The sequence below is a fragment of the Citrobacter sp. Cf118 genome, from assembly GCF_030334095.1.
Lineage (GTDB): Bacteria > Pseudomonadota > Gammaproteobacteria > Enterobacterales > Enterobacteriaceae > Citrobacter > Citrobacter freundii.
In genome coordinates, this window is sequence record NZ_JAOWES010000083.1 from 268,221 (window position 1) to 293,718 (window position 25,498).

At 52.1% G+C, this 25,498-nt stretch carries 26 protein-coding genes; 17 read left to right on the forward strand and 9 right to left on the reverse strand.

The window, feature by feature from the left end; translation table 11 throughout:
• The first annotated feature begins 92 nt into the window (after positions 1–92).
• The 10 genes from folC (at position 93) to hisP (ending at position 9,402) form a co-directional block, all read left to right on the forward strand.
• Positions 93–1,361 carry a bifunctional tetrahydrofolate synthase/dihydrofolate synthase gene (gene folC / locus OGX67_RS11745; protein WP_177711644.1) on the forward strand — a complete coding sequence of 423 codons (1,269 nt, stop codon included), beginning with the start codon at positions 93–95 and terminating at the stop codon, positions 1,359–1,361.
• Positions 1,351–2,013: a cell division protein DedD gene (gene dedD / locus OGX67_RS11750; RefSeq protein WP_257651517.1), complete on the forward strand. Its 663-nt coding sequence runs from the start codon at positions 1,351–1,353 to the stop codon at positions 2,011–2,013. Before folC ends, dedD begins: the two co-directional genes overlap by 11 nt.
• Before the next feature lie 220 nt (positions 2,014–2,233).
• Positions 2,234–2,722 carry a colicin V production protein gene (gene cvpA, locus OGX67_RS11755; RefSeq protein WP_003028129.1) on the forward strand — a complete coding sequence of 163 codons (489 nt, stop codon included), beginning with the start codon at positions 2,234–2,236 and terminating at the stop codon, positions 2,720–2,722.
• A gap of 33 nt (positions 2,723–2,755) precedes the next feature.
• Complete coding sequence (gene purF / locus OGX67_RS11760; protein WP_003028127.1) at positions 2,756–4,273, forward strand: amidophosphoribosyltransferase; 1,518 nt, start codon at positions 2,756–2,758, stop codon at positions 4,271–4,273.
• Between the two features lie 96 nt (positions 4,274–4,369).
• The gene (locus OGX67_RS11765) at positions 4,370–4,939 is read left to right on the forward strand and encodes a UbiX family flavin prenyltransferase (RefSeq protein ID WP_003028125.1); all 570 of its coding nucleotides are present in this window, start codon (positions 4,370–4,372) and stop codon (positions 4,937–4,939) included.
• A gap of 287 nt (positions 4,940–5,226) precedes the next feature.
• Positions 5,227–6,009 carry a lysine/arginine/ornithine ABC transporter substrate-binding protein ArgT gene (argT, locus tag OGX67_RS11770; protein ID WP_257651516.1) on the forward strand — a complete coding sequence of 261 codons (783 nt, stop codon included), beginning with the start codon at positions 5,227–5,229 and terminating at the stop codon, positions 6,007–6,009.
• A 247-nt stretch (positions 6,010–6,256) separates the two neighbouring features.
• On the forward strand, positions 6,257–7,039 hold the full coding sequence (gene hisJ, locus OGX67_RS11775; protein ID WP_003028120.1) for a histidine ABC transporter substrate-binding protein HisJ: 783 nt from the start codon (positions 6,257–6,259) through the stop codon (positions 7,037–7,039).
• A 185-nt stretch (positions 7,040–7,224) separates the two neighbouring features.
• Positions 7,225–7,911, forward strand: a complete 687-nt coding sequence (locus OGX67_RS11780) for a histidine ABC transporter permease HisQ (protein WP_003028118.1) — start codon at positions 7,225–7,227, stop codon at positions 7,909–7,911.
• On the forward strand, positions 7,908–8,615 hold the full coding sequence (hisM, locus tag OGX67_RS11785; protein ID WP_003028116.1) for a histidine ABC transporter permease HisM: 708 nt from the start codon (positions 7,908–7,910) through the stop codon (positions 8,613–8,615). The genes OGX67_RS11780 and hisM overlap by 4 nt, the downstream gene beginning before the upstream one ends.
• Before the next feature lie 13 nt (positions 8,616–8,628).
• Positions 8,629–9,402, forward strand: a complete 774-nt coding sequence (hisP, locus tag OGX67_RS11790; RefSeq protein WP_003028114.1) for a histidine ABC transporter ATP-binding protein HisP — start codon at positions 8,629–8,631, stop codon at positions 9,400–9,402.
• Positions 9,403–9,435: 33 nt separating this feature from the next.
• Here the strand turns inward: hisP and OGX67_RS11795 are convergent, their stop codons facing one another.
• The 4 genes from OGX67_RS11795 to yfcG form a co-directional block, all read right to left on the reverse strand.
• Positions 9,436–9,951, reverse strand: a complete 516-nt coding sequence (locus OGX67_RS11795; RefSeq protein WP_016150708.1) for a GNAT family N-acetyltransferase — start codon at positions 9,949–9,951, stop codon at positions 9,436–9,438.
• A gap of 71 nt (positions 9,952–10,022) precedes the next feature.
• Entirely contained in the window at positions 10,023–10,916 is an 894-nt protein-coding gene (locus tag OGX67_RS11800) for a TIGR01777 family oxidoreductase (protein WP_257651515.1), read from the reverse strand.
• A gap of 20 nt (positions 10,917–10,936) precedes the next feature.
• Positions 10,937–11,299: a dihydroneopterin triphosphate 2'-epimerase gene (gene folX, locus OGX67_RS11805; RefSeq protein WP_003028107.1), complete on the reverse strand. Its 363-nt coding sequence runs from the start codon at positions 11,297–11,299 to the stop codon at positions 10,937–10,939.
• Between the two features lie 54 nt (positions 11,300–11,353).
• A complete protein-coding gene (yfcG, locus tag OGX67_RS11810) occupies positions 11,354–11,989 on the reverse strand; it encodes a GSH-dependent disulfide bond oxidoreductase (RefSeq protein ID WP_003845076.1) in 636 nt (211 codons plus the stop codon).
• 134 nt (positions 11,990–12,123) lie between these two features.
• On the opposite strand from yfcG, the gene yfcF reads away from it, so the two are divergent.
• From yfcF to yfcD, 3 genes are read left to right on the forward strand one after another with little or no spacing between them, the layout of a single operon-like run.
• Positions 12,124–12,768, forward strand: coding sequence for a glutathione transferase (gene yfcF, locus OGX67_RS11815; RefSeq protein WP_003839339.1), 645 nt, complete (start codon positions 12,124–12,126; stop codon positions 12,766–12,768).
• Positions 12,769–12,823: 55 nt separating this feature from the next.
• Positions 12,824–13,375, forward strand: a complete 552-nt coding sequence (gene yfcE, locus OGX67_RS11820; protein WP_046670104.1) for a phosphodiesterase — start codon at positions 12,824–12,826, stop codon at positions 13,373–13,375.
• 56 nt (positions 13,376–13,431) lie between these two features.
• On the forward strand, positions 13,432–13,986 hold the full coding sequence (yfcD, locus tag OGX67_RS11825) for an NUDIX hydrolase YfcD (RefSeq protein ID WP_200082774.1): 555 nt from the start codon (positions 13,432–13,434) through the stop codon (positions 13,984–13,986).
• Positions 13,987–14,042: 56 nt separating this feature from the next.
• On the opposite strand, the gene yfcC is transcribed toward yfcD, so the two are convergent.
• The 3 genes from yfcC to ackA all read right to left on the reverse strand — a co-directional run bounded on the left by yfcC (position 14,043) and on the right by ackA (position 19,186).
• The gene (yfcC, locus tag OGX67_RS11830) at positions 14,043–15,563 is read right to left on the reverse strand and encodes a putative basic amino acid antiporter YfcC (RefSeq protein WP_016150704.1); all 1,521 of its coding nucleotides are present in this window, start codon (positions 15,561–15,563) and stop codon (positions 14,043–14,045) included.
• Positions 15,564–15,762: 199 nt separating this feature from the next.
• Positions 15,763–17,907, reverse strand: coding sequence for a phosphate acetyltransferase (pta, locus tag OGX67_RS11835; RefSeq protein WP_003028094.1), 2,145 nt, complete (start codon positions 17,905–17,907; stop codon positions 15,763–15,765).
• Positions 17,908–17,983: 76 nt separating this feature from the next.
• On the reverse strand, positions 17,984–19,186 hold the full coding sequence (gene ackA / locus OGX67_RS11840) for an acetate kinase (protein ID WP_003028092.1): 1,203 nt from the start codon (positions 19,184–19,186) through the stop codon (positions 17,984–17,986).
• Between the two features lie 339 nt (positions 19,187–19,525).
• Here ackA and yfbV point away from each other — a divergent pair, with 339 nt between their 5' ends.
• The 4 genes from yfbV (at position 19,526) to OGX67_RS11860 (ending at position 23,139) form a co-directional block, all read left to right on the forward strand.
• Positions 19,526–19,981 carry a terminus macrodomain insulation protein YfbV gene (gene yfbV, locus OGX67_RS11845; protein WP_003028087.1) on the forward strand — a complete coding sequence of 152 codons (456 nt, stop codon included), beginning with the start codon at positions 19,526–19,528 and terminating at the stop codon, positions 19,979–19,981.
• A gap of 83 nt (positions 19,982–20,064) precedes the next feature.
• Entirely contained in the window at positions 20,065–20,559 is a 495-nt protein-coding gene (locus OGX67_RS11850) for a YfbU family protein (protein ID WP_003028086.1), read from the forward strand.
• Positions 20,552–21,229, forward strand: a complete 678-nt coding sequence (locus OGX67_RS11855) for a sugar phosphatase (RefSeq protein WP_085951580.1) — start codon at positions 20,552–20,554, stop codon at positions 21,227–21,229. Before OGX67_RS11850 ends, OGX67_RS11855 begins: the two co-directional genes overlap by 8 nt.
• 77 nt (positions 21,230–21,306) lie before the next feature.
• Positions 21,307–23,139: an SLC13 family permease gene (locus OGX67_RS11860; protein WP_003028084.1), complete on the forward strand. Its 1,833-nt coding sequence runs from the start codon at positions 21,307–21,309 to the stop codon at positions 23,137–23,139.
• Between the two features lie 101 nt (positions 23,140–23,240).
• Here OGX67_RS11860 and yfbR read toward each other — a convergent pair whose 3' ends face one another.
• Entirely contained in the window at positions 23,241–23,840 is a 600-nt protein-coding gene (yfbR, locus tag OGX67_RS11865) for a 5'-deoxynucleotidase (RefSeq protein ID WP_003839353.1), read from the reverse strand.
• 83 nt (positions 23,841–23,923) lie between these two features.
• A complete protein-coding gene (gene alaA, locus OGX67_RS11870) occupies positions 23,924–25,141 on the reverse strand; it encodes an alanine transaminase AlaA (protein WP_003028082.1) in 1,218 nt (405 codons plus the stop codon).
• Positions 25,142–25,498: the final 357 nt, after the last annotated feature.

Below are 25,498 nucleotides of genomic sequence, written 5' to 3' on the forward strand. Positions count from 1 at the left end.
ACACCTGCAGCTTGAAAGACGACGAGTAAAAAAGGGCAGGGTCAACTGGCGCTGCCTTTTGCTTTAATCTACGTAATAAAATTACAGGCATCATGGACAATAAACGTATTCCTCAAGCCGCGTCGCCCCTGGCGTCGTGGCTTTCTTATCTGGAAAACCTGCACAGTAAAACCATCGATCTTGGCCTTGAACGCGTAAGCCAGGTAGCGCGCAAACTGGGTGTATTGAAACCCGCGCCATTTGTGTTTACGGTGGCAGGAACCAACGGAAAAGGCACGACCTGTCGTACGCTGGAATCTGTGCTGACTGCGGCAGGCTATAAAGTTGGGGTGTACAGTTCGCCTCATCTGGTGCGTTACACGGAACGCGTACGCGTGCAGGGGAGTGAACTGCCGGAATCAGCCCATACCGCCTCGTTTGCTGAGATTGAAGACGCTCGTGGTGATATTTCCCTGACTTACTTTGAATACGGTACGTTATCGGCACTCTGGCTGTTTAAACAGGCCCAACTGGATGTCGTTATTCTGGAAGTGGGATTAGGCGGCCGCCTTGACGCCACCAATATCGTCGATGCCGATGTCGCTGTAGTCACCAGTATTGCGCTTGACCATACTGACTGGCTGGGCCCGGATCGCGAAAGTATTGGTCGTGAGAAGGCGGGCATTTTCCGTGCAGAGAAACCGGCTATCGTCGGCGAACCTGAAATGCCTTACACCATCGCGGATGTCGCGCAAGAGTGCAGGGCGATTTTGCAACGCTGCGGCGTGGACTGGCGCTATGCGGTCACTGAGAACGACTGGTCGTTTACGGATGCTCATGGAACGTTGGCGCATTTGCCGTTGCCGCAGGTGCCACAACCTAATGCTGCTACCGCACTGGCCGCGCTGCGCGCAAGCGGGCTGAACGTTAGCGAGCAGGCGATTCGTGACGGCATCGAACGCGCGATTTTACCGGGGCGCTTCCAGATTGTGAGCGAGTCGCCGCGAGTGATTTTCGATGTTGCCCATAATCCGCATGCGGCAGAGTATCTGACCGGACGTCTGAAAAAGTTAGTGAAAAGCGGGCGTGTACTTGCGGTTATCGGTATGCTACATGATAAAGATATTGCCGGTACGTTAGCCTGGTTAAAAAGCGTGGTTGACGTCTGGTACTGTGCGCCCCTGGAAGGGCCGCGTGGCGCAACGGCAGAACAACTGCTGGAGCACCTGGGCAAAGGCAACGCTTATGACAGCGTGGCGCAGGCATGGTCTGCAGCACTTGCTGAGGCGAAGCCAGAAGATACCGTGTTGGTGTGTGGATCCTTTCACACTGTCGCACATGTCATGGAAGTAATAGACGTGGGGAGAAGCGGTGGCGAGTAAGTTTCAGAATCGATTAGTCGGCACAATTGTGCTAGTCGCGCTCGGGGTAATTGTGCTTCCCGGGCTGCTTGACGGGCAGAAAAAGCATTATCAGGATGAATTTGCAGCGATCCCACTGGTGCCTAAACCCGGTGATCGCGATGAACCAGACATGATGCCTGCAGCAACGCAGGCGCTGCCGACTCAGCCGCCGGAAGGGGCGGCAGAAGAGGTGCGTGCGGGTGATGCTGCCGCGCCATCGTTGGATCCATCACGTTTGACGACGGCAAACAGCGCGGAATTAGATCCTGTCCCCGTGCCTGTGGAACCACCGAAACCTAAACCGAAACCGCAGCCTGTTGCCGTCGCTCCGACGACTGCGCCGGCCCCAGCGCCGAAACCGGCTGTTGAGGAACCGCCAGCGCCGACTGGTAAAGGGTACGTTGTACAGCTTGGTGCGCTGAAAAATGCGGATAAGGTCAATGAGATCGTGGGTAAACTTCGTGGCGCGGGCTTCCGGGTATATACTTCCCCGTCAACGCCGGTGCAGGGTAAAATAACCCGCATTCTCGTAGGGCCGGACGCCTCCAAAGATAAGCTAAAGAACTCGCTGGGCGAGCTGCAGAAGATCTCTGGTCTGAGTGGCGTCGTGATGGGGTACACCCCTAATTAAGGGATTGCGCTGTTTACGGCGCAGCTCTTATTCAGGCCGGATACGGTGTTTTCACCGCTATCCGGCAGTGCCCGAAGAGGCATAAAACGGTATGGCGTTGAAGATTTTTTCAGCGCCATTTTTATTTACGCGTGGAAAGGAAATCCCTACGCAAACGTTTTCTTTTTCTGTTAGAATGCGCCCCGAACAGGACGACAGGGCGTAAAATCGTGGGACACATATGGTCTGGATTGATTACGCCATTATCGCGGTGATTGGTTTTTCCTGTCTGGTTAGCCTGATCCGTGGCTTTGTTCGTGAAGCATTATCGTTGGTGACTTGGGGTTGTGCTTTCTTTGTCGCCAGCCATTACTACACTTACCTGTCTGTCTGGTTTACGGGCTTTGAAGACGAACTGGTTCGAAATGGGATTGCTATCGCGATACTGTTCATCGCGACACTTATCGTCGGCGCTATCGTTAACTTTGTGATAGGCCAACTGGTAGAGAAAACAGGACTGTCGGGTACCGACAGGGTGTTGGGGATCTGCTTCGGTGCTTTGCGTGGAGCGTTGATCGTTGCCGCCATACTGTTCTTTCTCGATACCTTTACCGGTCTGTCGAAAAGTGAAGACTGGGGTAAGTCGCAGCTGATTCCGCAGTTCAGTTTCATCATCAGATGGTTCTTTGACTATCTGCAAAGCTCGTCAAGTTTCTTGCCCAAAGTATAAACTTTGGGTCGTTGCTGAACGAGGAAAAGACGTATGTGCGGTATTGTCGGTATCGCCGGTGTTATGCCGGTAAACCAGTCGATTTATGACGCGTTAACGGTGCTCCAGCATCGTGGTCAGGATGCTGCGGGCATCATCACCATTGATGCCAACAACTGCTTCCGCTTGCGTAAAGCAAACGGAATGGTGAGCGATATTTTTGAAGCGCGCCATATGCAGCGTTTGCAGGGCAATATGGGCATCGGTCATGTGCGTTACCCAACGGCTGGCAGCTCCAGCGCCTCCGAAGCTCAACCTTTTTACGTCAACTCACCGTATGGCATCACTCTTGCCCACAATGGCAACCTGACCAACGCGCATGAGTTGCGTAAAAAGCTGTTTGAAGAAAAGCGCCGCCACATCAATACCACTTCAGATTCTGAAATTCTGCTGAATATTTTCGCCAGCGAGCTGGATAACTTCCGCCATTACCCGCTGGAGGCCGACAATATTTTTGCTGCCATTGCGGCAACCAACCGCCAGATTCGCGGCGCCTATGCCTGCGTGGCGATGATTATCGGTCACGGTATGGTTGCCTTCCGCGACCCTAACGGTATCCGTCCGCTGGTAATGGGCAAACGCGATATTGGCGATGGCCGTACCGAGTACATGGTGGCGTCTGAGAGCGTAGCGCTGGACACGTTGGGCTTTGAATTCCTGCGCGACGTAGCCCCTGGCGAAGCGGTGTATATCACCGAAAAAGGCCAGCTGTTTACCCGTCAGTGTGCTGATAACCCGGTGAGCAATCCGTGTCTGTTTGAATACGTTTACTTCGCTCGTCCTGACTCCTTTATCGACAAGATTTCTGTCTACAGCGCCCGTGTGAATATGGGGACTAAGCTTGGCGAAAAAATTGCCCGTGAGTGGGAAGATCTGGACATCGACGTAGTCATCCCAATCCCGGAAACCTCCTGCGATATCGCGCTGGAAATTGCCCGTATTCTCGGTAAGCCGTACCGTCAGGGGTTTGTGAAAAACCGCTATGTGGGACGTACCTTTATCATGCCGGGCCAGCAGCTGCGCCGTAAATCAGTACGCCGTAAGCTGAACGCTAACCGTGCGGAATTCCGTGATAAAAACGTGCTGCTGGTGGATGATTCCATCGTGCGCGGCACCACTTCAGAACAAATTATCGAGATGGCGCGTGAAGCCGGAGCGAAGAAGGTGTATCTGGCCTCTGCCGCCCCGGAAATTCGCTTCCCGAACGTTTATGGCATCGATATGCCTACGGCAACGGAGCTGATTGCGCATGGTCGTGAAGTGGACGAGATTCGCCAGATAATCGGCGCAGATGGTCTGATCTTCCAGGATCTGAACGATCTGATTGAAGCTGTCCGTGCTGAGAATCCGGATATTCAGCAGTTTGAATGTTCAGTGTTTAACGGTGTGTACGTCACCAAAGACGTCGACCAGCAATATCTCGATTTCCTCGACTCCCTGCGTAATGATGATGCTAAAGCGGTATTGCGTCAGAACGAAGCGGAAAACCTTGAAATGCACAACGAAGGTTAATGTTTGCTCGCAAGCAAGGGCGCAACCTGCACCCTTGCTTGCAACTCACCGTAATTTCCTGCAAAGTCGGCCCTGAGCAAGTAAGGGCGATTACACATGAAACGACTCATCATTGGTATTTCTGGCGCAAGCGGGGCAATTTACGGCGTGCGCCTGCTGCAGGTTTTGCGTGACGTTACCGATGTGGAAACCCATCTGGTGATGAGTGCCGCTGCCCGGCAGACGCTGGCACTGGAAACGGACCTCTCTGTGCGCGACGTGCAGGCGCTGGCAAATGTGAATCATGATACGCGCGATATCGCCGCCAGTATCTCCTCTGGTTCTTTTCAGACCGCCGGCATGGTTATCCTGCCGTGTTCAATCAAAACCCTTTCCGGCATTGTCCACAGTTACACCGATGGGTTGCTTACCCGTGCGGCAGATGTGGTGTTGAAAGAACGTCGTCCGCTGGTGCTGTGTGTACGCGAAACGCCGCTGCATCTGGGGCATCTGCGCCTCATGACCCAGGCGGCAGAAATTGGGGCGGTGATTATGCCACCTGTCCCGGCGTTCTATCATCGTCCACAAACGCTCGATGATGTGATTAATCAAACGGTTAATCGCGTGCTTGACCAGTTTGATATTACCCTTCCGCAGGACCTGTTCACCCGCTGGCAAGGGGCCTAAGCCGTTCCATCAGCGTGCAAAGAATCATCCGTTGCCCTGTTTCAGGGCAATTTTGTAACCGCGATCATATCCTCAACATTTAATTCGTTAAAACTCAACGAAACGCTGCGGTTCGACCGTCAGACCTGCTATCTTCAAAATCAGGACATTATTGCAACGTTTTATTAACATATTTAACGTCGAATATCCTCATCGACGCGAAAATGGCATAAGACCTGCATGAAAAAGTCTGCAAACACACAACACAACGTAAAACATAATAAAATTACGCCACTTGAGGGTTATGTATGAAGAAGACGTTTCTTGCTTTGTCTTTGCTGGTAGGACTCTCCGCCACCGCGGCCAGCTACGCAGCACTTCCGCAGACGGTTCGTATTGGTACAGATACAACGTATGCACCTTTTTCCTCTAAAGATGCCAAAGGCGACTTTGTCGGCTTTGATATCGATCTGGGAAATGAGATGTGTAAGCGCATGCAGATCAAATGTACCTGGGTTGCCAGCGACTTTGATGCGCTGATCCCGTCGCTGAAAGCGAAAAAAATTGATGCCATTATCTCCTCGCTTTCTATCACCGAGAAGCGTCAGCAAGAGATTGCATTCTCAGACAAACTTTACGCAGCAGACTCACGGCTGATCGCCGCGAAAGGTTCCCCAATTAAACCGACTCTGGACTCCCTCAAGGGTAAACACGTTGGCGTGCTGCAAGGCTCTACTCAGGAAGCCTATGCCAATGACAACTGGCGTAGCAAAGGCGTGGATGTGGTGGCCTATGCGAACCAGGATCTTATTTATTCTGACCTGACGGCGGGTCGTCTCGACGCAGCGTTGCAGGATGAAGTCGCGGCCAGCGAAGGCTTCCTGAAGCAACCTGCCGGTAAGGACTACGACTTTGCAGGTCCTTCGGTGAAAGATAAAAAATACTTTGGCGACGGAACCGGGATTGGTTTGCGCAAAGATGACACCGAGCTGAAAGCCGCTTTTGATAAAGCGCTGGGTGAACTGCGTAAAGACGGTACCTACGACAAAATGGCGAGCAAATATTTTAATTTTAATGTCTACGGCGATTAATACAGCGGCGTGGAGAATTGACTGCACCATTGCGGGTAACCATTACGGTGCATAATACATTCAGTGCACTGTTTTGGTGCTTTTATCGCTGACTTAATAAGCATGAGTGCATACTTAAGCGCTTTTCATGCAAATAAATACCGCCGGCAGGGTAGAATGCTTTGCCTTGTCGGCCTGATTAATGGCACGATAACTGCACCTGGTCCTGTAAAGATCCCCTATAAAAGACAGTCTGTTGAGGATAGTTATGAAAAAACTGGTGTTGTCTCTTTCTCTGGTTCTGGCTTTCTCCAGTGCTACCGCAGCATTTGCAGCCATTCCGCAAAAAATTCGTATCGGTACCGATCCTACTTATGCGCCGTTCGAATCGAAAAATGCCCAGGGTGAATTAGTCGGTTTTGATATCGATCTGGCTAAAGAGCTGTGCAAACGTATCAATACGCAATGTACTTTCGTGGAAAACCCGCTGGACGCGCTGATCCCTTCGCTAAAAGCGAAGAAAATCGATGCCATCATGTCCTCGCTTTCCATTACTGAAAAACGTCAGCAGGAAATCGCTTTTACTGACAAGCTTTATGCAGCCGACTCGCGTCTGGTTGTCGCTAAAGATTCAGCTATTCAGCCGACCATTGAGTCGCTGAAAGGTAAACGTGTTGGTGTGCTCCAGGGCACCACCCAGGAAACGTTCGGCAACGAACACTGGGCGCCAAAAGGTATTGAGATTGTCTCTTATCAGGGGCAGGACAATATCTATTCTGACCTGACTGCCGGGCGTATTGACGCCGCGTTCCAGGATGAAGTCGCGGCCAGCGAAGGCTTCCTGAAACAGCCAGTCGGTAAAGATTACAAATTCGGCGGTCCGTCTGTGAAAGACGAGAAGTTGTTCGGCGTGGGTACCGGTATGGGGCTGCGCAAAGACGATAACGAGCTGCGCGAAGCGCTGAACAAAGCCTTTGCCGAAATGCGAGCTGACGGTACTTACGAGAAGCTGGCGAAAAAGTACTTCGATTTTGATGTTTACGGCGGTTAATTACCGCAGGTGCTGATAAAGCCCGTAGATTTTTGATCGACTTATTGCCTGATGGCGGCTGCGCCTTATCAGGCCTACGACGAAAGCTTGTAGGCCTGATAAGCGAAGCGCCATCAGGCATAAAGTGACGAGACAAAATATCAAAAGAGGCTTACTACTCCACCACACACGACAGGACAGGCAGCATGTTGTATGGCTTTTCAGGTGTTATTTTACAGGGCGCAATTGTTACGCTGGAGCTGGCACTCAGCTCGGTGGTACTGGCGGTTCTGATAGGTCTTGTCGGCGCAGCAGCAAAGCTGTCGCAAAGCCGGGCAATGGGGCTTATTTTCGAAGGGTACACAACGCTAATCCGCGGCGTGCCCGATCTGGTCTTAATGCTGCTCATCTTCTACGGATTACAAATCGCGCTGAATACCATTACCGATGCCATCGGTATCGGCCAGATTGATATCGATCCGATGGTTGCGGGCATTATCACCCTTGGATTTATCTACGGTGCCTACTTTACCGAAACTTTTCGCGGTGCGTTTATGGCTGTACCAAAAGGCCATATTGAAGCCGCGACGGCGTTTGGCTTTACCAGCTCACAAATATTTCGTCGCATTATGTTCCCGGCGATGATGCGTTATGCCTTACCGGGAATAGGTAATAACTGGCAGGTTATTCTTAAGGCTACGGCACTGGTGTCGCTGCTCGGCCTGGAAGACGTGGTGAAAGCGACCCAGCTTGCCGGGAAGAGTACCTGGGAGCCGTTCTATTTTGCCGTCGTGTGCGGGGTCATCTATCTGGTGTTTACCACTGTTTCTAATGGTGTGCTGCTGTACCTTGAGCGCCGCTATTCCGTGGGTGTAAAGAGGGCTGACCTGTGATCGAGATTATTCAGGAATACTGGAAGTCCCTGCTGTGGACCGACGGATATCGCTACACTGGCGTCGCTATCACCCTGTGGCTTTTGATTTCGTCAGTAGTGATGGGCGGAATACTTGCGCTCTTTTTGGCTATTGGCCGCGTTTCCAGTAATAAATTTATCCAGTTTCCTATCTGGCTGTTCACCTATATTTTTCGTGGCACGCCGCTGTACGTTCAGCTACTGGTGTTTTATTCCGGGATGTATACGCTGGAGATCGTCAAAGGCACGGACTTCCTCAACGCGTTTTTCCGCAGCGGGCTGAATTGCACCGTGCTGGCGTTGACGCTGAATACCTGCGCCTATACCACTGAGATTTTTGCCGGGGCTATCCGTTCCGTGCCTCACGGTGAGATTGAGGCTGCTCGCGCATACGGTTTCTCGTCATTCAAACTGTATCGATGCATTATTTTACCTTCCGCGCTGCGTATTGCGTTGCCGGCTTACAGCAATGAAGTCATTTTAATGCTGCACTCCACGGCGCTGGCGTTTACCGCAACGGTACCTGACCTGTTGAAAATCGCCCGCGATATCAACTCGGCAACGTATCAGCCGTTTACCGCCTTCGGTATTGCCGCTGTACTGTATTTGATTATTTCGTATGTCCTGATCAGTCTGTTCCGTAAAGCGGAAAAACGCTGGTTGCAGCATGTATCCTCTAAATGATTCGAGTAACACGATGTCTGAAAATAAATTAAACGTTATCGATTTACATAAGCACTACGGCGAACATGAAGTGCTGAAAGGGGTGTCGCTGCAGGCCAACGCGGGTGATGTTATCAGTATTATTGGCTCGTCAGGTTCCGGTAAAAGTACCTTCCTGCGCTGCATTAACTTTCTTGAGAAACCAAGCGCTGGGTCGATTGTAGTCAGTGGTCAGAACATTGGTCTGGTGCGCGACAAAGACGGTCAGCTCAAGGTTGCGGACAAAAATCAGCTGCGCCTGCTGCGCACGCGTCTGACGATGGTCTTTCAGCACTTTAATCTGTGGAGCCACATGACGGTGCTGGAAAACGTCATGGAAGCGCCGATCCAGGTGTTGGGGCTGAGCAAACAGGAAGCCCGCGACCGTGCGGTGAAGTATCTGGCTAAAGTGGGCATTGATGAGCGCGCGCAGGGCAAATATCCGGTGCATCTGTCCGGTGGTCAGCAGCAGCGTGTTTCCATTGCCCGTGCGCTGGCGATGGAGCCGGAAGTGTTGCTGTTTGATGAACCCACATCGGCACTAGATCCTGAGCTGGTGGGTGAAGTGCTGCGCATTATGCAACAGCTGGCCGAAGAGGGGAAAACCATGGTGGTGGTGACTCACGAAATGGGGTTTGCCCGTCATGTTTCCACGCACGTGATTTTCCTGCATCAGGGGAAAATTGAGGAAGAGGGCGACCCGGAGCAGGTATTCGGTAATCCGCAAAGTCCACGTTTGCAGCAGTTCCTCAAAGGTTCGTTGAAGTAAATCACCTGCCCGGAGGTGTTACGTTTTCCGGGCTTACAATTTTAGCGCGTCGCGCTCCAGCCGAAACACCCAGTCGTCGTAGGCGATGCCATCAATCTCATACGCCTTTTCCAGTACCTGCGTACGCACAAACCCCGTTTTTTCCAGAATACGAACAGAACCCTTATTCTCCGCGAGTGCGTAAGCGTTTATCGCCGTGACGTCCGTGCGCTCGAAAGCGTACTGGCACACTGCCGTCACGGCTTCGCTGGCAATCCCTTTCCCCTGAGCTTCTGGCAAAATGGCGTAGCCGAGGTCGGCCTCGTGTGGATATAAATGGCTGATTTGCAGACCAATATCACCGAGAGGTGTTGATTTGTTATGCTCGCGGATGACAAAAGTATGCTGTGCAGCCAGACGTCTGGCGAATAACAGACGCGTGTCTTTCGCTGGGGCAATATCACCCATATAGCGCATGACTTCCGGGCATTCACGTAATCTCTGGAAAAATGACCAGTCAGAAAATTTAAATAAGGAGAGGGTAAGTCGGGGAGTCGAAATTATCGCCATAACGTCGCCATTGCGGAAATCTGGCCTATAACCTTACCACCACAACAGCGACCGTGAATAGAGCTACGGGATTATCGGATCACATCCGCCAACGCTTCTTCTAAATCGTACCAGCGAAATGCAAAACCGGACGCTTCCAGGCGTTTGGGCAATGCTCGCTGCCCGCCGAGGACCAGCACCGAAGACTCGCCCATCAGCAGCCGCATAGCGGTGGCGGGAATGCGCAGAATGGCAGGGCGGTTTAGAGCGTGTCCCAGCGCGTGGGCAAACTGCTCATTGTGCACCGGGTATGGCGAAACCATATTGAAGGGACCGCGTAGATCATTATTCAGCAGCCAGATAATTCCGTTGACCATATCATCAACATGGATCCAGGCCATATACTGTCGTCCGTTACCGATTGGGCCGCCTAAGCCAAGACGAAACGGCGGGACCATTTTCGCCAGAATACCGCCAGCAGAGGCTAGTACCACGCCGGTACGCAGCATACACACGCGGGTTTTGTCGCTTTGCGCAGTGCTGGCAATTTGCTCCCAGCGGGCACATAGCTTATGGGTAAATTCGTTATGCGGTGGCTCTTCTTCCGTAACCACAACTTCGCCCAAATCGCCGTAGTAACCGGTAGCGGAACCGGAGATTAACACTGAGGGCGGCGTCTCGCTGGCATTGATTAAATCGACCAGTTTCTGCGTAGTGCCCCAACGGCTCTGGCACAGGCGTTCCTTTTGTTGTGCGCTCCAGCGCTTATCGGCAATAGGTTCTCCTGCAAGGTTAATCACGGCATCAATGTCATTGAGATGTTGCCGCTCTTCCAGTCCTTTCCATAACGTGACCCGAGAGTCGAGAATCTGACGAGCCTTATCAGGGGTACGTGTCACTACAATTATCTGATGCCCCAGTTCCAGCAGGCAGGGGATCAGATGACGTCCAATCAGGCCAGTACCGCCGGTAATCAGAATCTGCATGTCGCCTCCCGGGTTACGTTTTAGCGCTGCCAGCTCAGCGTCATAGAAACTGAGTCGGCGTAACGCAATGCGTGAAGTTTATCTATCTCCACTTCAGCATAAGTGACCCAGTGATGTTCGCGTGCGATATCGAGCACATCTTGAGTTAATTTTTCTAACAATGAGAAGCGGTTACCCTCCACGTGGGCAATGATGCTCTTGGTGATTGTGCGATAATTCAGCGCGTCGTTGATATCTTCGCTGGTACGGGCTTTGTCTGCCGGATAGTGAATGGCAATGTTGATGACGATATCCTGGCGGTTAAGGATCTCCTCTTCTTTGATGCCGATAAAAGTGCGCAGACGAAGGTTTTTTATACGAATAATAGCGTCAGGTTGTGACATTGCAGGTTTCCTCCATGTATGAACCTTTGCATGATACACGAGAACCGAATTGCGTCATCGCTTCTCGCTTTGTGCGTGCTGCATGGCGCGTTCAGTCGCGGGACGTGTACGAATGCGTTCATGCCAGTTATTGACCGCCGGGTAGTTGTCTAGGTCGATGCGCTGACGCTGATGGGCGTGGATCCACGGCCAGCTGGCAATGTCGGCAATGCTGTAGTGATCGCCTCCCAGCCAGGGTGACGATTCCAGACGTTTATTCATCACGTTGTACAGGCGCTGGGTTTCAACCTGGTATCTTTCAATGGCGTAAGGGATCGTTTGCGGAGCGTAATGACTGAAATGATGATTCTGCCCCAGCATAGGACCCAGACCGCTGACCTGCCAGAACAGCCACTGCAGCGTGGTGTGGCGTTCGCGTAATTCACCGCTGAGCAGCTTACCGCTCTTTTCCGCCAGATAGAGTAAAATTTCTCCGGACTCAAACAAGCTGATGGGCCTTCCGCCGTCCACCGGGGCATGATCGATAATGGCCGGGATTTTATTGTTCGGCGAGATCTGCAGAAAATCGGGGTGAAACTGGCTACCTTTGCTGATATCGACATGAATCAGACGGTATTGCAGCTGCGCCTCTTCAAGAAACAACGTGATTTTGTGACCGTTTGGCGATGGCGTGTAATAGAGATCGATCATTTTCAGCATCCGTTTTGTCATGAACCGGGTCATAACAAGTATAGAGCCTGTTGGCGTGCTTGAGTTTTCATCAAGTGACAGCGAGAGAAAGACTCTATATTTTGAAGGCAAGCTAATACACTTCAGAGGACATTATGAGCAAACCTGCAATTACGCTGTGGTCAGATGCCAATTTTTTCTCCCCTTACGTGCTGTCTGTTTATGTCGCTCTGCAAGAGAAAGGGCTGCCTTTTACGCTGAAAACTGTTGATCTCAACAGTGGAGAACATTTGCAACCTTCATGGCAAGGTTACGCCTTGACGCGCCGCGTACCGGTTCTTGAGATCGATGGTTTTGAGCTGAGCGAATCATCAGCGATTACGGAATTCCTGGAAGAGAGCTTCGCGCCGCCACAGTGGGAGCGTATCTATCCGCACGATGTGCAAAAACGGGCGCGGGCGCGCCAGGTTCAGGCGTGGATCCGCAGCGATTTAATGCCTATCCGTGAAGAACGCTCAACGGATGTCGTTTTTGCTGGCGTGAAGAAAGGACCGTTAAGCGAAGCAGGAAAAGCCAGTGCGGAAAAATTGTTCGCTACTGCCGGCAGTTTACTGAGCCACGGTAAGCAGAATTTATTTGGCGAATGGTGTATCGCTGACTGTGATTTAGCGCTAATGCTTAATCGCCTGGTCCTGAATGGCGATGAGGTTCCGGAAGCGCTTGCGGAATACGCCACCTTCCAGTGGCAGCGCGCTTCAGTACAGCGTTTTATCGCGCTTTCAGCGAAGCGTTCCTGCTGAAAAACGGGCCGTAATCCAGTATCATTACAAGGTACTTTTCAGCGAGGAGTGAGTGATGAAACTGATGTTCGCATCGGACATTCATGGTTCGTTGCCAGCCACGGAACGCGTACTCGAACGGTTTGCTGCAAGCGGCGCGCAATGGCTGGTGATATTGGGTGATGTTTTAAACCACGGGCCGCGTAATGCGCTTCCAGAAGGCTATGCACCTGCGCAGGTTGCAGAACGGCTGAATGAACAGGCATCGCGAATTATTGCGGTGCGTGGTAATTGCGACAGCGAAGTGGATCAGATGCTCCTGCATTTTCCGATGACTGCGCCGTGGCAGCAAATTCTGACAGAAAACCAGCGACTCTTTTTGACGCACGGACATCTTTTTGGCCCGCAAAATATGCCGGCGCTCAATGCGGGCGATGTTCTGGTTTATGGGCATACTCATCTGCCGGTTGCTGAGCTGCGCGAGGATATCTATTATTTCAATCCCGGCTCGGTAAGCATCCCTAAAGGGGGTTTTGCGGCAAGTTACGGGATTCTGGATGATAATGTTCTCAGCGTAATGGCACTCAATGATCAAAGTGTTATTGCACAGGTCGAGATTAATCCGTAATTTACCCCACAAACATAAACGCGCCGTAAGAGCGCCAGAAAAAAGAAGGTTTCCTGATGGTGGAACAGCGTCGTTTGGCAAGTACTGAATGGGTGGATATTGTGAATGAAGACAACGAGGTCATTGCACAGTCCAGCCGGGAACAAATGCGGGCGCAACGCTTACGCCATCGTGCAACGTATATCGTTGTGCATGATGGTATGGGCAAAATTCTGGTTCAACGTCGCACTGAGACAAAAGATTTTTTGCCCGGTATGCTGGATGCCACCGCAGGCGGTGTTGTTCAGGCTGACGAGCAGATGCTGGAATCAGCGCGCCGTGAAGCAGAAGAGGAACTGGGGATTGCGGGCGTGCCGTTTGCCGAGCATGGTCAGTTTTACTTTGAAGACCAGAACTGTCGCGTATGGGGCGGGTTGTTTAGCTGCGTTTCCCACGGACCGTTTGCGCTTCAGGAAGAAGAGGTCAGTGAAGTTTGCTGGCTGACGCCGGAAGAAATTACCGCGCGCTGCGACGAATTTACACCGGATTCGCTGAAAGCCCTGTCGCTGTGGATGACCCGCAACGCCAAGAATGAAGGGGCGAAAGCCGAAAAGCAGGAAGAAGCTGAGTAACCTCTGTTCATCCGGCCTACTGCGTCGAGAAATCGAGTAGGCCGGACGTGCGCTTTTTAATGGTAACCCATTATCTGCGCACCAATCACCACCACGCTGGACATAATAAACAGCAGCCCCAACAGCGTAGCACCTACCTTCAGCCAGTTACGAAAATCCACCCGACAAACACCTAACGTAGCCATCAGAGATGCCGACGTCGGATAGATAATATGGCTGAATCCGTCGCCAAACTGGAAGGCCAGCACGGTAACCTGACGGTTGACGCCAACCAGATCGCCCAGCGGCGCTAACAGCGGCATGGTCAACGCTGCCTGACCAGAGCCGGAGGTGACGAAGAAATTAAACACCGCCTGGAACAACAGCATAAACCACGCCGCGATGGCGTTATCCAGTCCGCTGATGCCATTGGCAATACTGTGCAGCAGAGTGTTTAACACGCTGGCTTCACCCGCCTCTCCATTACCGACCAGCAGTAAAATGCCTTTGGCAAAACCAACCAGCAGGGCAGGGGCAATCATCATTCGTGCTCCCTCAGTGAATGAGGAGGCCATGATGTTGACCGTCATGCCGTTGAGCCGAAACACGACGCCGATAATGCCAATCACCAGGCCCATGGTGAAGAACTGGCTGGCGATTTCAGGAATGAACCATGCGTGGACGATAACGCCCCAAATGACCCACACGATCACGCCCGTCAGTACCATCAGTACCAGCCAGTCACCGAGCGTGAAGCGTCGTTCCACGACCTCGTCCTGCTGCTCGCGAAAGAAGCGGTCGGATTCATGTACCCGGGACAAAAGCGGATTCTTTTTGATGCGTGCCGCATAGGCCAGCGTGAAGGTTAGTCCTATTAGCGTAGCGACCACCCAGACCACGATGCGCAGACCGGAACCAGAGAGCACTGGCACCCCCGCAATACCTTGCGCGACCACCACGCAAAATGGGTTCATCCATGAGCTGGCGAAACCAATCTGAGTCGCGATATAGGTAACCAGAACGGTGGTGATACTGTCGTAACCCAAGCGCACCATCAGCGGCGCGATGATAATGGCAAAGGCAACCGCCTCTTCCCCCATGCCAAACACCGCGCCGCCTAAGGAGAAGAGAATAAACAGCACTGGGATAAAGAGGACCTCGTTGCCCCGCGTATGGCGGATGAGCGCCAGGATGCCGTTATCAATGGTGCCGGTACGCATAACGATGCCAAATGCGCCGCCAATGACCAGCATAAACATAATGATGCCGACCGCAGTGCCGAATTTCGAGCCGGAGGTTAAGCCTTCGAACGGAAAGTTCATCAGGCCTGGGCGCTCATCTCCGGTGGTAAAGAACTTAACCGGGTGATACTGCTCTTCACCAGCTTCATTGGTCAGAATACGAAAGGAATGGGGGTCAACCACCTTACGGGTTTTGGTTTGTCCATCAACCTGATATTGCACTTCCTGGCTGTCGAACATCCCGACGGGAACAACCCATGTCGCCAGACTGGTTAAAATGGCGACGAAAAAAATAATCACCAGCGTGTCGGGCATCGCCCATTTTTTGGCTGGCTGTGATTCTGTTACTGCTGACATGAAAGACTATCCCTGTTGCAACGCAAAAGAGGGTAAGTATGCGAACAGAAGAATAGTTATTCATTGATGCAGCGCATTCAGGCAAATATTTCAGATTATGCCAAAGGGGAAACAGACATAAAAAAACCGGAAATATCAGCTATTTCCGGTTTGATAAGTAGATGAGTTGCCGGATAAGAGATCCGGCACACTCGGCAGATTACTGCTGCTGCTGGGAAGACTGGATCGCGGTTAGTGCGATGGTATAGACGATATCGTCTACCAGCGCGCCACGAGACAGGTCGTTCACCGGCTTGCGCATACCCTGCAGCATCGGCCCGATGGAGATCAGGTCGGCAGAACGCTGTACCGCTTTGTAGGTGGTGTTACCAGTGTTCAGATCCGGGAAGATGAACACGGTAGCTCGACCTGCAACCGGAGAGTTCGGTGCTTTGGATTTCGCAACGTCAGCCATAACGGCGGCGTCGTACTGCAGCGGGCCGTCGATCATCAGGTCAGGACGTTTTTCCTGCGCCAGACGAGTCGCTTCACGAACTTTCTCTACGTCGCTACCTGCACCAGAGGTACCGGTGGAGTAGGAGAGCATCGCAACGCGCGGTTCGATACCGAAGGCAATCGCGGATTCAGCGGACTGAATAGCGATTTCTGCCAGCTGTTCTGCGGTTGGATCCGGGTTGATCGCGCAGTCGCCGTAAACGTAAACCTGATCCGGCAGCAGCATGAAGAACACAGAAGACACCAGGGAACTACCCGGTGCAGTTTTGATCAGCTGCAGCGGTGGACGAATGGTGTTCGCAGTAGTGTGAACGGCACCGGAAACCAGACCGTCAACGTCGTCCTGTTCCAGCATCAGGGTACCGAGAACGACGTTGTCTTCCAGCTGTTCGCGGGCAACGGTTTCGGTCATGCCTTTGTTCTTACGCAGTTCGACCAGACGAGCAACGTAGCTTTCGCGAACCACATCTGGATCAACGATTTCTACGCCAGCGCCAAGTTCAACGCCCTGAGAGGCCGCAACGCGGGTGATCTCATCCGGGTTACCCAGCAGTACGCAGGTTGCGATACCACGTTCAGCACAGATGGCTGCCGCTTTAACGGTACGCGGTTCGTCGCCTTCCGGCAGAACAACGCGTTTGCCCGCTTTACGCGCCAGCTCGGTCAACTGATAACGGAACGCTGGTGGAGACAGACGACGGCTGCGCTCAGACGTTGCGGTCAGAGATTCAATCCAGTCAGCGTTGATGAAGTTAGCAACGTATTCCTGAACTTTTTCGATACGCTCGTGATCGTCAACCGGAACTTCCAGGTTGAAGCTCTGCAGGCTCAGAGAGGTCTGCCAGGTGTTGGTGTTTACCATGAATACCGGCAGGCCGGTTTCGAATGCACGTTCGCACAGTTTGGTAATGCGCGCGTCCATTTCGTAGCCACCGGTCAGCAGCAGGGCGCCAATTTCTACGCCGTTCATCGCTGCCAGGCATGCAGCAACCAGCACGTCCGGACGGTCAGCGGAAGTCACCAGCAGGGAACCTGCGCGGAAGTGTTCCAGCATGTGCGGAATGCTGCGTGCGCAGAAAGTCACAGACTTCACGCGACGGGTATTGATATCGCCTTCGTTTACGATGGTGGCGTTCAGGTGACGCGCCATATCGATTGCACGGGTAGCGATCAGATCGAAGCTCCATGGCACCGCGCCCAGAACCGGCAGCGGGCTGGATTCTTGCAGTTTAGCCGGATCAACTTTGATCACTTTCGCTTTGGAAGAGTCATCGAAAATCTCGGACAGATCCGGGCGAGTACGGCCCTGCTCATCAACCGGTGCGTTCAGTTTGTTAACGATTACGCCGGTGATGTTGGTGTTTTTCGCGCCACCGAAGCTGCTGCGAGTCAGTTCAATACGCTCGTTCAGTTGTTCCGGGGTATCGGTGCCCTGAGACATAACGAAGACGATTTCTGCATTCAGCGTTTTCGCGATTTCGTAGTTCAGAGACTGCGCGAACTGATGTTTACGGGTTGGGACCAGGCCTTCAACCAGGACAACTTCAGCGTCTTTAGTGTTCGCGTGGTAGTTCGCGATGATCTCTTCCATCAGCACATCTTTCTGATTGCTGGACAGCAGAGATTCAACGTGGCTCATCTTCAGCGGCTCAGCGGCTGGCAGAGAAGAGTTAGCACGGACGATGCTGGTAGTCTGGTCTGGCGCATCGCCACCGGCACGCGGTTGAGCGATCGGCTTGAAGACGCTCAGACGAACGCCTTTGCGTTCCATTGCGCGGATCACGCCAAGGCTGACGCTGGTCAGACCGACGCTGGTTCCGGTAGGGATCAGCATAATAATACGGGACACGGTTTATCCTCTTTCGTTACCGCCCGTTTCAGGCGGGTTACAAAACAGCACCGCCAGCTAGGCTGGCGGTGTGAAATCAGGCGGTCAGACGGCTCGCGTCTTGCGCGATAACCAGTTCTTCGTTGGTTGGGATAACCACCGCAGGACGGGTACCTTCTTTGTTGATGAAACCAGATTTGCCGAAACGTGCGGCCAGGTTACGTTCGTGGTCTACTTCAAAGCCCAGAACGCCCAGTTTGCCCAGAGACAGTTCACGAACCATCGCGGCGTTTTCACCGATACCACCGGTGAAGACAACGGCATCCAGACGACCATCCATCAGCGCAGTGTAAGAACCGATGTATTTCGCCAGACGGTGGCAGTAAACGTCCATTGCACGTTTAGCGTCTTCTTTAGTCGCGTAGTTATCTTCAACATAGCGGCAGTCGCTGGTGACTTCGGTCAGACCCAGCAGGCCGGACTCTTTGGTCAGCATTTTGTTGATCTGGTCAACGCTCATGCCCAGGGTGTCGTGCAGGTGGAAGATGATCGCCGGGTCAATGTCACCGGAACGCGTACCCATCACCAGACCTTCCAGTGGGGTCAGACCCATGGAGGTATCAACACATTTACCGTTACGGATAGCAGATACAGAACCGCCGTTGCCCAGGTGGCAAGTGATGATGTTCAGCTCATCAACAGGTTTGTTCAGCACTTTAGCCGCTTCCTGAGTAACGAAGAAGTGGCTGGTACCGTGCGCGCCGTAACGACGAACGCCATGTTCTTTGTACAGGCTGTACGGCAGGGCGTAGAGGTAAGATTCTTCCGGCATAGTCTGATGGAACGCGGTGTCGAATACGGCCACGTTTTTGTCTTTCAGATTCGGGAAGGATTTCAGCGCTTCAGCGATACCGATCAGGTGTGCAGGGTTGTGCAGCGGTGCAAAAGAGGCTGCATCTTTGATACCCTGAATAACGGAATCGTCGATAACTACAGAGCCGGTGTATTTTTCGCCGCCGTGAACAACACGGTGACCAATCGCAGTCAGCTGAGCAGACAGTTCTGGTTTTTGTGCCAGAATAGTATTAACGATAAAATTCAGCGCTTCACTGTGAGCGGCGCCTGCACCTAAAGCCGCTTCTTGTTTACCGCCATCCATTTTCCATTTGATACGTGCTTCTGGGAGATGGAAACATTCGGCTAAACCAGAAAGGTATTCTTCACCGTTTACTGCATCGATGATGGCAAATTTCAGTGAGGAGCTACCGCAGTTCAGAACCAGTACTAACTTACTCGACATGGAAGTACCTATTTATGATACGTGGCTAAAAAAACGTCAGGGAGTCATAGAGCGTAGCGCATGATGACACCGACGTTTATGATTAACATCATGCGCCATGGTCTTTTTGGGCACGATGGAATAAATACCTTTGAGTCTATGTCATTTTGCGTATTTTTCAGCCAATGGCATACTATGTGTCAATTTGACGACTCAATGATTTTGGACTAAAGGCCTTACAGGCCGGCACAGGATACCTGAATGTGGGTATCAAAGACAAAATGTTTTGAACGATGTCCCTTGTAGTTGTTGTTTTGCACAAATTTTTTAATTTTTATATGTGAAGTTGAGGTAACCGCCATGTCGACACCGGATAATCGTTCCGTCAATTTTTTTAGCTTGTTTCGCCGGGGGCAGCACTACGCGAAGACGTGGCCAATGGAAAAGCGCCTCGCGCCCGTGTTTGTAGAGAACCGTGTGATCCGTATGACACGTTACGCAATCCGTTTTATGCCGCCTATCGCCGTCTTCACCTTATGCTGGCAAATTGCGCTAGGAGGACAGTTGGGACCGGCCGTGGCGACTGCGCTGTTTGCGCTCAGCCTGCCGATGCAGGGCATGTGGTGGCTGGGTAAACGTTCCGTAACGCCGCTACCGCCTTCAATACTCAACTGGTTCTACGAAGTTCGGGGTAAATTGCAAGAAGCCGGGCAGGCGCTCTCTCCGGTAGAAGGAAAGCCGGATTACCAGGCGCTGGCTGACACGCTTAAGCGCGCCTTCAAACAACTGGATAAAACTTTCCTTGATGATTTGTAATTGACCCCTGATTACGCATATAAAAGAAGGCACAAGATGCCTTCTTTTTTTTCATCGCAGTAGTAGTGATACAGGAGTCCCAAATGGAAATGACCAACGCTCAACGTCTGATTTTGTCGAATCAGTACAAAATGATGACTATGCTCGACCCAACTAACGCCGAGCGTTATCGTCGTTTGCAGACGATTATTGAACGCGGTTACGGCTTGCAGATGCGTGAGCTGGATCGTGAGTTTGGTGAACTGACGGAAGAAACCTGTCGTACGATTATCGATATTATGGAGATGTATCACGCATTACATGTGTCCTGGACTAATCTTAAGGATGCACAGGCTATTGATGAGCGCCGCGTGACTTTCCTCGGTTTTGACGCCGCAACGGAAGCCCGTTTCCTCGGATACGTTCGCTTTATGGTGAATGTGGAAGGTCGCTATACCCACTTTGATGCGGGTACGCATGGCTTCAACGCCCAGACCCCGATGTGGGAAAAATATCAGCGTATGTTGAACGTCTGGCACTCTTGCCCGCGCCAGTATCACCTGAGCGCGAATGAAATTAACCAAATCATTAATGCCTGAGGGGGCGAGCGTGCAGTGCAAAGGTTTTCTGTTTGATCTGGATGGAACGCTGGTCGATTCCTTACCCGCAGTAGAGCGTGCGTGGTGCAACTGGGCCGATCGTTTTGGCCTCGATCACGCCGAGGTGCTCGGCTTTATTCATGGCAAGCAGGCCATTACCTCCCTGCGACACTTTATGGTGGGCAAATCTGAGGCAGAGATCGCCGCGGAGTTTACCCGTCTGGAGCAGATCGAAGCGACGGAAACCGCCGGGATCACTGCATTGCCTGGGGCTGTTGATTTACTCAACCATCTCAATAAAGCGGGTATTCCATGGGCGATTGTGACCTCAGGTTCTATGCCGGTCGCACGGGCGCGCCATCGTGTTGCTGGGCTTCCTGCTCCTGAAGTGTTTGTCACCGCCGAGCGGGTAAAAAGAGGGAAACCAGAGCCAGACGCGTATCTGTTAGGCGCTCAGCTTCTGGGCCTGGCGCCGCAGGAATGTGCCGTGGTGGAAGATGCCCCCGCCGGGGTGCTTTCAGGACTGGCAGCTGGGTGTCATGTCATCGCGGTCAACGCGCCAGCGGATACGCCGCGTCTGAACGAGGTTGATTTTTCGCTGACCAGTCTGGAACATATTTCTGTGACCAAACAACCCAACGGAAATGTGGTCGTTATAAGAAATACCTGATCATGATTTAGCCCCAGATTGTTGGGGCTTTTTTATGGCAGAATCAGTCCATCCCTCTCATTTAACAAGGATATGTTGTGAACGGTGAATTGATATGGGTTCTCTCATTGCTGGCGATTGCCGTCGTCTTGTTTGCAACTGGCAGAGTGCGTATGGACGCGATCGCTTTGCTGGTCATTATTGCCTTTGTTCTGAGTGGAACATTGAGCATCACAGAAGCTTTTTCCGGATTCAGCGATCCTAACGTTATTTTGATAGCGGCTTTATTCATTATCGGTGACGGCCTCGTGCGTACCGGTGTGGCGACAGTAATGGGCGCCTGGCTGGTGAAGGTCGCCGGTAGCAGTGAAGTCAAAATGCTGGTGTTGCTGATGATAACCGTAGCTGGACTCGGTGCATTCATGAGTTCGACCGGTGTGGTCGCCATCTTTATTCCGGTTGTCTTAAGTGTTTCCATGCGCATGGAAATTTCCCCTTCACGCCTGATGATGCCGCTAAGTTTTGCCGGCTTGATAAGCGGCATGATGACGCTGGTGGCAACGCCGCCAAACCTGGTCGTCAACAGTGAACTGTTACGTGAAGGACTTAATGGTTTTAGCTTTTTTAGCGTAACCCCACTGGGATTGGTGGTGTTGGTACTTGGCATAATTTATATGCTGGTGATGCGTTTTATGCTGAAGGGTGAAGACTCCGGGCAGCCGGGCGACGGCTGGAAGCGCCGGACCTTTCGCGATCTGATTAAAGAATATCGCCTGACCGGGCGCGCGCGTCGCCTGGCGATTCGCCCGGGTTCTCCTATGATAGGCCAGCGTCTGGACGACCTGAAACTGCGTGAGCGCTACGGGGCAAACGTGATTGGCGTGGAGCGCTGGCGTCGCTTTCGTCGCGTGATCGTTGACGTAAACGGGGTTTCTGAGTTTCGTGCTCGTGACGTATTGCTGATTGATATGTCTGCGGCCGATGTCGACCTGCGTGAATTTTGCGCTGAGCAACTGTTGGAACCGATGGTGCTGCGTGGAGAATACTTCTCCGAGCAGGCGCTTGATGTGGGCATGGCCGAAATCTCTCTGATCCCTGAGTCGGAATTGATCGGCAAAACGGTACGGGAAATCGCTTTTCGTACGCGTTACGGGCTGAATGTCGTTGGGCTGAAGCGCGATGGTACGGCGCTGGCCGGGGCGGTGGTTGATGAGCCGCTGTTGATGGGCGATATCATTTTAGTGGTGGGCAACTGGAAGCTGATCACGCTGCTTGGACAAAAAGGGCGCGATTTTGTGGTGCTAAATATGCCTGTGGAAGTCAGTGAAGCTTCTCCGGCGCACAGCCAGGCGCCGCATGCGATTTTCTGTCTGGTACTGATGGTCGCGTTAATGCTTACCGATGAAATCCCTAATACGGTTGCCGCGATTATCGCTTGTTTGCTGATGGGAAAATTCCGCTGCATCGATGCCGAAAGCGCCTACAAAGCCATTCACTGGCCAAGCATTATTTTGATTGTCGGGATGATGCCTTTTGCGCTGGCGTTACAGAAAACGGGCGGCGTCGATCTGGTGGTGAAAGGGCTAATGGACGTTGGTGGTGGGTACGGCCCGTATATGATGCTGGGCTGCCTGTTCGTGCTGTGCGCGACCATTGGGTTATTTATCTCTAACACCGCGACGGCGGTACTGATGGCGCCGATTGCGCTGGCGGCGGCAAAGTCGATGGGCGTTTCGCCGTATCCGTTTGCGATGGTGATTGCGATGGCGGCTTCCGCAGCCTTTATGACGCCAGTGTCTTCACCGGTAAACACACTGGTGCTCGGGCCGGGTAACTACAGCTTTAGCGACTTCGTGAAGATTGGCGTACCGTTTACGGTGATTGTCATGGCAGTGTGCGTGGTGATGATCCCGATGCTGTTCCCGTTTTGACCGCCGCAGTAAACGTCTGATGGCGCTGCGCTTATCAGGCCTACGGATATCACGTTATCTGAAGGCCGGATAAGGCGTTAGACGCCATCCGGCAAAATCGTTTAAAGCGGTGAATCCTGGCTGATTTCATCTAATGAAAGGTGAAAGCTTGGGACAAACACGTCCATAAAGTAGTCCATCTCTTCGCTGCGTCGTGACTCCAGCGTTTTTTCCAGACGTGTTTTCGCCAGCAGAAATTCGTTGTTACCGGCGGAGAGTTCTTCCAGGCACTTCAGATACGCGCACAGGGCATCGGCCTGTTTAACAATCGATCTTTCTTCTTCACTTGAGGCATGTTCATCAATGAGCGGTGCAAAAATATCGCGTAACTCATCGGGAACCATATCGACCAGTTTTTGCTGGGCAATTTTCTCTATCGCTTTATATTCCTGAGCAATCTGCGAGTTGAAATATTTCACTGGGGTAGGAAGATCGCCGGTTAACACCTCTGACGCATCGTGATACATCGCCAGCAGGGCAATACGCTCAGCATTTACCTGACCACCAAATTTACGGTTTTTGATCGCGGCCAGCGCATGAGCAACCATAGCAACCTGCAGACTGTGTTCGGACACGTTTTCGGTGCGCACGTTGCGCATCAGCGGCCAGCGGTTAATGAGTTTCAGACGGGAGAGGTGGGCAAAAAAGTGGCTCTGCTTCATAACGACCCTTACTCAGTGACTTCAGTAACGGTATTTTGCGCAGAGAGTGCTACCGGATGCAAACCCGGTAGCACTTTGCGTGGTTACAGCTGGCGATACCCTGACAGGAAACGCTCAAATTTACTCAACGACATTTCGATATCATCAATTCGCGGCAGCGTAACGATGCGGAAATGATCCGGCCATGGCCAGTTGAATGCCGTCCCCTGAACCAGCAGTACTTTTTCCTGCAACAGGAAGTCGAGCACCATCTTCTGGTCGTCATGAATATTGAAGCGCTTGGCGTCAATTTTCGGGAACATATACAGTGCACCGCGCGGTTTTACGCAAGAGACGCCAGGAATATCATTGAGCAGTTCCCAGGCGCGGTTACGTTGCTCATACAGACGTCCGCCAGGCATGATGAATTCGCTGATGCTCTGATATCCGCCCAGCGCGGTCTGAATGGCATGTTGTGCAGGGACGTTCGCACACAGGCGCATAGAAGCCAGCATCTCAAGGCCTTCGATATACCCTTTGGCATGTTTCTTCGGTCCGTTCAGTACCATCCAGCCCTGACGGAAACCGGCAACACGATAGGTTTTTGACAGGCCGTTAAAGGTAATAGTCAGCAGATCCGGGGCCATTGCCGCTATCGAGTGGTGCTCGGCGTCATCGTAGAGAATTTTGTCGTAAATCTCATCTGCAAAGATGATGAGGTTGTTCTGGCGAGCAATCTCAACAATCTCCATCAGCAGCTCTTTAGAATAAACAGCGCCGGTTGGGTTGTTGGGGTTGATGATGACGATCCCACGCGTACGCGGCGTAATTTTGGCGCGGATATCATCCAGGTCCGGGAACCAGTCTGATGATTCATCACACAGGTAATGCACGGCATTACCACCAGAGAGCGAAACCGCCGCCGTCCACAGTGGATAATCAGGTGCAGGAACCAGCATTTCGTCCCCACTGTTCAGCAATGCCTGCATGGCCTGCACAATCAATTCGGATACGCCGTTACCGATATAGATATCTTCTACGGTTACATCGCGCATCCCGCGGGCCTGGTAATGCTGCATGATTGCTTTGCGGGCTGAATAAAGGCCTTTGGAATCGCAATATCCTTGCGCAGTTGGCAAATTGCGGATCACATCCACTAAAATTTCATCTGGTGCTTCAAACCCGAAAGGCGCAGGGTTGCCGATGTTCAGTTTCAGAACTTTGTTGCCTTCTTCTTCCAGGCGCTTTGCTTCCTTCAGAACCGGGCCGCGAATGTCATAACAGACGTTTTCTAATTTGCTGGATTTTTCAATGGGGGACATGAACGTTGACCTTTTTAGCTGTGAATGCCACTCCCTGCCGTGGAAGTCAGCCCAGCACAATGTACTCCCACGACGGTGAGTTTTGAAGGGTCTTTAGTAGAAGATTTTGGAAAGCAGGAGGGCGATAATTAACTTTTAATAACTAAATTATACAATTATTACAGTGTAATAATCTGGATTGTTGTGTTTTTTATGATTTATGTTTTGCTTTGTTGGTATTGGTATGGTGATTTGTCTGGTCGAAAAAAGTTAGCCCTATAAAACAAAATGCAGCCGATATCTGTGCGATACGGCGCGATTCGAAAATACTGAGGTTTCATCCACGAATTCTGTTATCGGTCTGATCCCTACGTGATG